2 protein-coding genes and 1 CRISPR repeat array are annotated in these 4,141 nt (G+C 32.0%); both genes read right to left on the bottom strand.

Translation table 11 applies throughout. The annotated features are described in order from the left end of the window. Positions 1–393: hypothetical protein (locus QMD61_11490; GenBank protein ID MDI6725256.1), on the bottom strand; the 393-nt coding region annotated here is incomplete at its 3' end. A gap of 56 nt (positions 394–449) precedes the next feature. Next, positions 450–617 carry a hypothetical protein gene (locus QMD61_11495; GenBank protein ID MDI6725257.1) on the bottom strand — a complete coding sequence of 56 codons (168 nt, stop codon included), beginning with the start codon at positions 615–617 and terminating at the stop codon, positions 450–452. 81 nt (positions 618–698) lie between these two features. After that, a CRISPR array of direct repeats spans positions 699–4,120; the repeat unit is 30 nt; unit sequence ATTTCAATCCTAAAATAGTCTGATTTAAGC. The last annotated feature ends 21 nt before the right edge of the window (positions 4,121–4,141 follow it).

A 4,141-nucleotide genomic window follows, 5' to 3' on the forward strand; every position in this document is an offset into this window, starting at 1 on the left:
AATATATTTATCAATGGTTTTATTTTCTAAAGCACTATCTAAAAGTCGTATTTCCTTTTTAAGCTCTTCAGGAATATCTTCAATATTCATAGTTCTTAAAGCAGTATTCGCTTTAGAGAACCATTCATTTTCACGATTCTTATAAATCTCTAACTGCCTTCCTTTAGTGTTTAAATTACCTTTACTATCATACAATCCTTTATCATGTTTTAAATTCTTTTCAGCATAATCGTACAATTCACTTTTACGGTTAAACTCAGTATAACCTTTAACCTGTTTTGGTCTTTGAACTAATTCAATTTCTTTAAACTGAATCTTTTCAGGAGGCGCCATTTTATTTAAAGGCATGATGTAAGGTACTGTTGTACAACGACAATTAATCCATTCATCCATAGAGCCTGACCGGTCACCAGGACGGATCAAACCATTACTGAAAGGTTCTCCAAGTCTTACAATTTCCCCATCAAGTTTTCATGATTAGCTGTTCCCTTTCTCCTGCTACTTTTACCATCTTTTCTTTTAGATCTACGTTCCTTAGATCTATGTTCTCCATCAGGACCAATACTTGAAGGTCTTACACGCTCATCACGAGCCGTAACCCATTTATGAAATTCCACTCCCAGCTCCTTCATGTTGTCGAAGCTGCCTTCGTTTTGGGCTGTGTTTGTTTCTGTCCGGGCAATTCGTTTTAATTCTCAATTTCAATCCTAAAATAGTCTGATTTAAGCCTGCAAATGGGACTATTATAAAACCCGCATGTTATTATTTCAATCCTAAAATAGTCTGATTTAAGCTCAAAGAAAGAAAGGTAAAACGCGTTATTTATCTATTTCAATCCTAAAATAGTCTGATTTAAGCTGTTCCCTTTCTTGTCCTTGATTTCTTCAAGTTGTATATTTCAATCCTAAAATAGTCTGATTTAAGCCCTTTTGCAGGGTATGGAGGAACTATTGGATCAAGTTATTTCAATCCTAAAATAGTCTGATTTAAGCCCAAAATATAGCTCATGGACTCGGCACTGTCCCATCACATTTCAATCCTAAAATAGTCTGATTTAAGCCCATTCAAAGCAGTTATTAAGGCATATGAGTCATCAACATTTCAATCCTAAAATAGTCTGATTTAAGCCTATGCACAAAAGTACATAATAATTCAGTGTAAACCAATTTCAATCCTAAAATAGTCTGATTTAAGCCGTATAAGATTTTGATTTTAACCAGTAACCTTTCCACATTTCAATCCTAAAATAGTCTGATTTAAGCCAATACCTTGCCTCCTTATTGTATTGACAAATACGAGATTTCAATCCTAAAATAGTCTGATTTAAGCCTTAACCATTCAGCCATTTCAATCCCTCCGAACAAAAAAATTTCAATCCTAAAATAGTCTGATTTAAGCCGAAAGTGTAAATGCTATTCTTGATTATCTTCTTTTTATTTCAATCCTAAAATAGTCTGATTTAAGCCAGAGAGGAAATCAGACTGAATTTATTTCAGAAAAATTATTTCAATCCTAAAATAGTCTGATTTAAGCTCGAGGGCCTGCGCCTGCGGTTTTGTTTTTGCAGCAGCATTTCAATCCTAAAATAGTCTGATTTAAGCAGATACCACCCCGAAATGAGGACAAGTAAGGATGCAAATTTCAATCCTAAAATAGTCTGATTTAAGCAGGTTCGCTTCTTCAAATGTGTCATCTGCTGTTTGTAATTTCAATCCTAAAATAGTCTGATTTAAGCTTTAACTGCATCATGTTTTGTATATCAGCTATAACATTTCAATCCTAAAATAGTCTGATTTAAGCCAGTATATGAACAAAACATCGAAGAAGGAGATTATATTTCAATCCTAAAATAGTCTGATTTAAGCCCTCTTTATGTCGTTTAAAGACAGGTGGTTTGCTTGTATTTCAATCCTAAAATAGTCTGATTTAAGCCTTTTATATAAAATTTGATCTGTATAGTCAATATAAATTTCAATCCTAAAATAGTCTGATTTAAGCACAAAGATGTATTAGCCTCTGCATCTGGAGATACAGAATTTCAATCCTAAAATAGTCTGATTTAAGCTGGATTTTCAATTTCTTCAATAACCCATTCTCCATCATTTCAATCCTAAAATAGTCTGATTTAAGCGAATCTTAAAGCTGATCTGTTTTTAAGGTAGTTTCGATTTCAATCCTAAAATAGTCTGATTTAAGCCTGATGAAGGTCGAGAAATAATATGGCTTGATTATTGATTTCAATCCTAAAATAGTCTGATTTAAGCTATAGTTACCGATACAACCCTTACAGAGATTTATGAATTTCAATCCTAAAATAGTCTGATTTAAGCGGAAACTATCCTAAAAGGATTGGGAACATTGTATTGCATTTCAATCCTAAAATAGTCTGATTTAAGCGCGTTCACACCACTCAATCACCCCCTCTTTATCGAGATTTCAATCCTAAAATAGTCTGATTTAAGCAGAGACTAAAACACCTCCTTTTTTTTAAATAAAAGATTTCAATCCTAAAATAGTCTGATTTAAGCAAATTGGAGAGAAAAGTTTAAGCTTCTTTTATTTCATCATTTCAATCCTAAAATAGTCTGATTTAAGCTTTTAAGGAGTGCACATAAATGATAATAGAAGTTATATTTCAATCCTAAAATAGTCTGATTTAAGCTGAAAAACAGAGAATAACAGTCGCTATATCTTATTCAATTTCAATCCTAAAATAGTCTGATTTAAGCCAGTTGCGCTTGTGCTGTCTTTGTTCTGAAATGCGAATAATTTCAATCCTAAAATAGTCTGATTTAAGCGATGAAAGCATGATTAAAGAATATTTCTATAAAATCGATTTCAATCCTAAAATAGTCTGATTTAAGCAAAAACTCTGTAGGAGACCTTGAAGGAGTATTAACATTTCAATCCTAAAATAGTCTGATTTAAGCAGTTAGCACCTCTTGTACTTAAGCTAATGAGTCAACATTTCAATCCTAAAATAGTCTGATTTAAGCGCTTCAATGTCACCTGTATATTCCATTTTAAGAAAATTTCAATCCTAAAATAGTCTGATTTAAGCTGCTCCCTGTTGGTCTTTGACTGTTGAATATGTATTCATTTCAATCCTAAAATAGTCTGATTTAAGCCCCTTTGAATAGCTCTTTCAACATATTTTCTTGAACCATTTCAATCCTAAAATAGTCTGATTTAAGCATTTCATTTATGTTCCCATGACATTTGCATTTGAATTATTTCAATCCTAAAATAGTCTGATTTAAGCTCATTTTTTTGAATCCCTTTGTTTTAAAAGTTTAAATTTCAATCCTAAAATAGTCTGATTTAAGCAAACCTAATTGTTCTTTTTGCAAATATTTTATCTGCATTTCAATCCTAAAATAGTCTGATTTAAGCACATGAGTAGGGTGTGATGCTTTATGACTTGTAGTATATGATTTCAATCCTAAAATAGTCTGATTTAAGCTGAAAATAAAAGCAATATTAATAATAGGGATGATAATATTTCAATCCTAAAATAGTCTGATTTAAGCCCGGTTCTCAGGCTCGTTATGCGTCTCGCTATCGGATTTCAATCCTAAAATAGTCTGATTTAAGCTCCTCCGTTCGCTGCTACTGCTCCTTGGTTGCCTAATTTCAATCCTAAAATAGTCTGATTTAAGCAGGCATATTTGATGACCTTTGTGAATATGCGAAGTCATTTCAATCCTAAAATAGTCTGATTTAAGCCCCAACGAAGCATTTTATATCTATTTAACAAACACAATTTCAATCCTAAAATAGTCTGATTTAAGCAGTACTTTGAAGAAGGGGATGAAGAATGTTAGAATATTTCAATCCTAAAATAGTCTGATTTAAGCGAGCTGATGAAGTACCTGCAAGGGATTGATATAAACATTTCAATCCTAAAATAGTCTGATTTAAGCACACACATCATCACAAAAAAATTCAAAACATGCAAATTTCAATCCTAAAATAGTCTGATTTAAGCTCAACCTGCACAACAACCCTATCAGAGCTTATATATCTATTTCAATCCTAAAATAGTCTGATTTAAGCACTACTAACACAATATAATATACTATAAAATATAATTTCAATCCTAAAATAGTCTGATTTAAGCCAGGAAACTACATAATGAGAT

Source organism: Methanobacterium sp. (assembly GCA_030017655.1).
GTDB lineage: Archaea > Methanobacteriota > Methanobacteria > Methanobacteriales > Methanobacteriaceae > Methanobacterium_D.